Origin of the sequence: Methylosinus sp. LW4, from assembly GCF_000379125.1 — a bacterium.
In the GTDB taxonomy this organism is placed as follows: Bacteria; Pseudomonadota; Alphaproteobacteria; order Rhizobiales; family Beijerinckiaceae; genus Methylosinus.
In genome coordinates this window covers 227,312-233,795 of the sequence record NZ_KB900627.1, presented here as the reverse complement: position 1 = coordinate 233,795, position 6,484 = coordinate 227,312, and the positions used below count along the sequence as shown (strand labels likewise).

General features: G+C 62.4%; 3 protein-coding genes and 1 tRNA gene. 3 read left to right on the top strand and 1 reads right to left on the bottom strand.

Going from position 1 to position 6,484, the window contains the following annotated elements:
- The 3 genes from METLW4_RS25625 to METLW4_RS0120720 all read left to right on the top strand — a co-directional run.
- On the top strand, positions 1-2,175 hold a 2,175-nt coding region (locus METLW4_RS25625), incomplete at its 5' end, for a non-ribosomal peptide synthetase (protein ID WP_018268147.1).
- Positions 2,176-2,247: 72 nt separating this feature from the next.
- Complete coding sequence (locus METLW4_RS0120725; protein WP_026191691.1) at positions 2,248-3,939, top strand: cyclic peptide export ABC transporter; 1,692 nt, start codon at positions 2,248-2,250, stop codon at positions 3,937-3,939.
- On the top strand, positions 3,932-6,319 hold the full coding sequence (locus METLW4_RS0120720; protein ID WP_018268145.1) for a penicillin acylase family protein: 2,388 nt from the start codon (positions 3,932-3,934) through the stop codon (positions 6,317-6,319). Before METLW4_RS0120725 ends, METLW4_RS0120720 begins: the two co-directional genes overlap by 8 nt.
- A gap of 24 nt (positions 6,320-6,343) precedes the next feature.
- Here the strand turns inward: METLW4_RS0120720 and METLW4_RS0120715 are convergent.
- Positions 6,344-6,420 (bottom strand) — tRNA-Met (locus tag METLW4_RS0120715).
- Between the last annotated feature and the right edge of the window lie 64 nt (positions 6,421-6,484).

The following is a 6,484-nucleotide window of genomic DNA, read 5'->3' as shown; positions in this document are numbered from 1 at the left end:
GCGCTCGGCCGCCGCGCCGCGCCGCAGAATCTCGCCTATGTCATCTACACTTCGGGCTCCACGGGAAGACCCAAGGGCGTGATGATCGAGCATCGTAGCTGCGCGAATCTGCTTTGGTCGATGCGAGAATTGCTAGGGCTGGACTCCGCCGACAGAATGTTGGCCTTGACGACGATTTCCTTCGACATAGCGGCCTTGGAGCTGTTCCTGCCGCTTCTGTGCGGCGCGCGAAGCATAATTGCGGAACGTGCGGACAGCTTCGATCCCGCGCGCATCGCCGATTTGATCTCGAAATGCAGAGCGACTGCGCTGCAAGCGACGCCGGCGACGTGGCGCATGCTCGTCGACTTCGGTTGGCGTGGTGAAAAGTCGATGAAAAAGGCGCTTTGCGGCGGCGAGGCCCTTTCCACGGACCTCGTCGTCCGCATCGGCGAGCGGGTGGCCGCCGTGTGGAACGTCTATGGCCCGACAGAAGCCGCCATTTGGTCGACGGCTTCGCGCGTGCGCCGCGAAAAGGCGGGGGAACAGCCATTTCAGCCGATCGGGCGGCCAATCGCGAACACGCGAATTTATATTGTCAATGGACATGACGAGCCGACGCCGATCGGCGTCGCGGGCGAGCTCTGCATTGCGGGCGCAGGCTTGGCGCGCGGCTATCTCGGTCGGCCCGACATCACGGCGGAGCGATTCGTCGAAGATCCGTTTTCGACCGATCCGGGGGGAAGGCTCTACCGGACGGGCGATCTTGCGCGTTGGCGCGCGGATGGGTCCATAGAGTTTCTCGGGCGGATCGATCATCAGGTCAAGATTCGCGGCTTTCGCATCGAGCTCGGCGAGATCGAGTCGTGTCTCGGGCGGCATGAAGCCATACGGGAAGCGGTGGTTGTGGCGGGCGAGGACCGCTCTGGGGAGAAGCAGCTGGTCGCCTATGTGGTTCACAATGGCGAGCGGAAGGCGGAGCCGTCGGATATCCGAGCGCATCTTCGGACGTTTCTGCCAGATCATATGATCCCGGCCGCCTTCGTCTATCTGGTGGCGCTGCCGTTGACGGCCAATGGAAAGCTCGACCGCAAGGCGCTGCCGGCTCCCGATCTCGACGCCCGACCTCGGCCGGAGCATGTCGCGCCGCGCACCCAGACGGAATGGATTCTTCTCCGAGAGTTCAAGGAAATTCTCGGCCTCGAGCGCATCGGTGTCGACGATAATTTCTTCGAGCTGGGCGGCAGCTCGATTCTCGGAATGAAGCTCATCGAGAGGATTCGTCGCTCTCTCTGCAGCACATTGCTCGTCACGGCGATTTTCCGCGCGCCGAGCGTCGCGCAGCTCGCGCGGCTGATCTCCTCGGACGAGGATAGGATGCAGACTTCGCTGGTGCGCATGAGCGCCGGCCCAGCGCGCGCGCCGCTCTATTGCATTCATCCGGCCGGCGGCTCGATCATTCGATACCAGCCGCTCGCAAAGCGCGTCGGAGCCGTACGGCCCGTCTTTGGGCTGCAATCGCGGCATCTCCTCGAGCCGGATTATCGAGCGCTGTCGATCGAGCAGATGGCGGCTGATTATGTCGCGCTCATTCAGCACAATCAGCAGCGCGGTCCTTATCTTCTGCTGGGATGGAGCGCAGGCGCGGCGATCGCGCTGGCCATTGCGTCGTTGCTCGAAGCGCGCGGAGAGCAGGTCGCTTTCCTCGGTCTGTTGGATCCGGCGCTATCGGCGAGCCCTTCTCTATCGCGCTCGTCGATCTTGGACCATATCCGGCAATTTGCAGATTTTCAGGGCGTCGATGTCGAGACGTCGCTGACGGCCGAGGATCGGCGACATCTTCTGGAGGCGCAATCGGGCATGACCGATCGCGAACGCTTCGTCTACGCGGGCGTCTGGGGGCAAGAGCGCGGCTTTTGGTCGGATGTGTCGAGCGAGGTCCTGAACATGCTCTTCGACGATAGCGTGACCTTCCAAGACATGCTGGGGCGCCTGCATGTCGACACGGTCTCCGCGGATTTGAGCGTGTGGTGGGCCTCCAAATCACTCGGCGCATCGCATGCGCCGCCGATCGATCTGGGGGAACGCACCAGCGGCGCCGTCCTGACGCATTGGGCAAATGCGACTCATGAGGAGATCGTCGTCGATGACGATGTGCATTCGGAGATCGTAGAGGTCTTGCGAGAAGTCGATTGATGCGAAGGTCGCACGGCCGTCGCGCGGGCGCAAAAGGCGCGATGAGCGCGCATGAACGAAGGAAACGAGAAAATGGATGCGTCGCGCGTGACCGCTCTGCATTTGCTTCGCGTGTTCGCGGCGTCGAAAACCACTTTGACGCTTTCGATCGCGACTGGGCTGATCGCCGGCGTGACCAGCGCTCGACTCTTGACCTTCATCACCAATGCGCTCGAGAGCGGACGACATGAGGCGATCGAAATCGCCGCCATCTTTTTCGCGCTCTGCTTCGTCGCGCTCGCATCGAGCTCCGTCTCGTTGATTCTGTTGTCGCGGATCGCCCAGGAAAACCTCTACGGCCTTCGTCTTTGGCTCAGTCGCTGCATTGTGGCGGCGCCGCTGCGTCAGGCGCAGGCTCTGGGAGCGCATCGCTTGATGGCCGCGCTCACGAAGGATGTCGAGAGCGTCGTGGTCGCGCAAGAAGTGCTGCCGGCTCTGTTCATCGAAGGCTCCAAGATCATCGCCGTCTTCGTCTATCTATGGATGCTGTCGCCGCCCCTGCTTTTCGTCACGGCGACGTATGTGATCATCGGCGTCGTCGGTCTGCAAGCGCCGCAAAAATGGGCCATGCGATGGCTCGAGCAGGCGCGGAAAACCGAAAATGCGATGTTCGATCATTTTCGCGCGGCCACCGAAGGCGGCAAGGAGCTGAAGATGGACGCCCGGCGTCGGCGGGCCTTTCTCGAGGATGAGCTGCGCGAAACGGCGGGCGCGCTCAAGGCGCAGAGAATCAAGGCGCTGGCTATTTTCGTCCTGATCGACCGTTGGGCGGAAACGCTATTCTATCTACTGCTCGGTCTCGTCCTTTTCGTCATTCCACGCTTTCAGGCGGTTTCGTCCGAGACGCTGACGGGGTTCACCCTCGCGATCCTGTTCCTCGGCGGCCCTCTTTCCTTGGTCGGCGGCGGGCTTCCGAATATCGGCAAGGGCGTCGTGGCTCTGCGCAACCTAGAAGCGATGGGTCTGCGTCTGACAGCGGAGGCGGAAGCCGTCGCTGATGCGCCGCCTGCGTTCCGTCAGGCGAGGCCGGGCGTTTTGGAGCTCGAAGGCGTCACGCATCGATATTCGAGCGAGAATGACGACGTCGGACATCGGCTCGGCCCGATCACCCTTCGGATCGAGCCGGGAGAGCTCATATTCGTCACCGGCGGCAATGGTAGCGGCAAGACGACATTGGCTCTGCTCATTCTGGGCCTTTTTCCACCCGACGCCGGCGCCGTTCGGCTGGGGGGAACGCTCGTCACTCATGACAATCGCGAAGCTTATCGGCAGAATTTCTCCGCTGTCTTCGCGGATGCGTTCATTTTCGACTCGCTGCTCGGCTATGCGGATGCAAAAGCGCAGGAGCGCGCCCGGGAATTGTTGGCGCTTCTGGAGCTCGAGAATAAGCTTCGCATCGAGGATGGACGCTTTTCCACGGTGGATCTGTCGCGCGGGCAGCGTAAGCGATTGGCGCTGCTGACCGCATATATCGAGGATCGGCCCTTCTATTTGTTCGACGAATGGGCGGCCGAGCAGGATCCGAAGTTTCGGGAGCTGTTCTATCACAAGCTTTTGCCCGAGCTGAAGGCGCTCGGCAAGACGATCATCGTGATCACGCATGACGACCGTTATTTTCACTCGGCCGATCGCGTGCTCCACATGGCTTCTGGAGAGATCGAAGCATTTTGCCGATCCGACGAGGCATTTCGCGCCGATCACGAGGAGCGCTTGCAACATGCGTAAAGCGATGCGTCTTTCGGTCATCCTCATCGTCGCCGTTCTGCTGGCGGGAGTGGCGACGCTCATCGGAATCATTCGGTTGCCTCTGCCCGAGGAGGGCGGGTCGCATGTTTTGTCGGCGCTCGGCGAGGCTGTCGTGGTGGAGTTCGACTCGGTCGGAGTTCCGCATATACGCGCGACGAGCCGTACCGACGCCTATGCCGCTCTGGGCTATGTGACGGCGCGTGACCGCCTCTTTCAGATGGACATGCTCCGCCGCAAGACCGGGGGACGATTGGCCGAGATTTTCGGCTCCGCTTTCGTGAAGGACGACCGCTGGAGCCGCGTGATGGGTTTCGAACGTCTCGCGGGCGCCATCTTGCGACAGCTTCCCGCCGAACAGCGCGCGGCGTTGACGGCCTATGCCGCCGGCGTCAATCAGGCGATGCGCGATACGGCGGCATGGCCTTGGGAATTCACCATTCTGGCATATGCGCCGGAGCCATGGCGTCCGCAAGACAGCATTCTTGTCGCTTTGAATCTGGCGGACTTGTCCTATTCGGCAGATCAGGAGCGCGCGGCCAGCGTCATGCGCGTGGCGTTGCCCGAGGCCGTCGTCGATTTGCTGACGCCGGACGGCGATTGCTACAATGAACTGCTCGCGCCACGAACGCCCGAACGCTGCACGCCGAGCGCGCTCCCGGCGCGGGAGATTGAGCAGCTGATGCGCGAGGCGAAAGGGCGCGAGAAAAGCGCCGGCCTCGTTCAGAACGAACATGCGCCGCGCGGCTCCAATGGCTGGGTCGTTGCGCCCGGAAAGACGCGTGACGGTCATGCGATTCTCGCCAACGACATGCATCTATCGCTCGAGGCGCCGAACATCTGGTATCAGGCGGACCTCGCCTATGGCTCTCGGCGGATGGAAGGCCTGACCCTGCCGGGCTTGCCGATGATCATCACGGGGACGAACGGGCGCGTCGCCTGGGGGCTGACCAGCGTCGAGGGCGATTTCGCTGATTTGGTCCGCTTGCGCAAAGATGCGGCCGCGCCGTTGCAATATCGCACGCCCGATGGCGCGCGTGATTTTTCGAATCGCATCGAGCGCATCGGCGTGCGCGGCGCACCGGAGATCGCATTGCCGGTCAAAGAGACGATCTGGGGGCCGGTTCTACCCGAGCCGCTTCTCGGCTCGGAGGTGGCTCTTCGATGGACGATGCTCGACCCGATCGCGACCAATCTCGACTTGATGGAAATGGACAGCGTCGCGACCGCCGCGGAGGCTGCGCCGCTGATGCGCGGCGCGGGCGTGCCGCCGCTCAACGCCCTGCTCGCGGATAGTTCCGGCTCGATCATGTGGACGCTGATGGGGAAAATCCCCAAGAGACGCGGTCTGAGCGGCCTCTTCGCCGAATTTTGGGACGATGGCTCCGTCGGCTGGGACGGGTATTATTCACAGCAAGAATTGCCCAGAATCGTCGATCCCGCGTCCGGCTACATCGTCAGCGCCAATCAGCGCATGCTCGGCGCCGCCGATTTCGCGCCGAAGATCGGCCATGACTATTCGGGCGGCTTCCGCGCCTGGCGAATCGACCAGCGCCTGAGCCTGTCGTCACGTGTCGATGAGCACGACATGGCGGCGCTCCAGCTCGACGCCTCCACGGAATTTTACCGCTACTATCAGACTCTGGCGCTGCGCGCATTGAACGCGCCCGAGAGCGAGGGCGACGAAGATTCCGCACCTCTGATCCACGCGCTCGAAGCTTGGGATGGGCGCGCGGAGGACAATAGCCTCGGATTGCCGCTGATCGTCGAATTTCGAAACTCGCTGATCGACGCTGTTCTGTCGCCGCTCTTGGCGCGATGCCGCGCGGTGGATCCAGGCTTCGTCTATGATTGGAGCAATGCGGACGTCCCCGTCCGACGCATTATCGACGGCGGATCGGCCGAGCTTTTGCCGGAACGCGACACACATCGCGATTGGCCGCATTTTTTGCGCGCAGTGCTGAGGGAGAGCGCGCGACGTCTGGCGCAGTCGAATGGACGCAATTCCGTCGCCGAACTGCGTTGGGGCGAGGCCAATCGCGTGGATATCCGTCACCCGCTCGCCACCGCGACGCCGTTTGTGGCTCCGTTTCTGAACATGCCGCGCATTCCCGTTGCCGGATGCAGGCAATGTATCAGATTCTACTTCGCGGAGGCGGGCAAGAGCTCGGGAGCCAATGTACGCATGGTCGTCGCGCCGGGGCGCGAGTCGGAGGGATTGATGCAGATGGCGGCCGGACAATCCGGGCAGCTCGGATCGCAGCATTATTCCGACCGGCAGATGGACTGGGTCGCAGGTCGATCGCGGCCGTTTCGCGCGACGACGTTCAATGGCAGGATGGCTCTCACTCCTGCGCCGTAATTCTATTTTGGATTCGGAAGGATCTGGTTGCGGGGACAGGATTTGAACCTGTGACCTTCAGGTTATGAGCCTGACGAGCTACCGGGCTGCTCCACCCCGCGCCGAGATTATTTGCCTCGTATGGGAGGCCTGGCATGCACGAGAAAGGGGAGCGGCGAATGGCGA

Coding starts and splice junctions, on each gene's coding strand:
- METLW4_RS0120725 (WP_026191691.1), top strand. CDS start 2,248: ATGGATGCGTCGCGCGTGACCGCTCTGCATTTGCTTCGCGTGTTCGCG.
- METLW4_RS0120720 (WP_018268145.1), top strand. CDS start 3,932: ATGCGTAAAGCGATGCGTCTTTCGGTCATCCTCATCGTCGCCGTTCTG.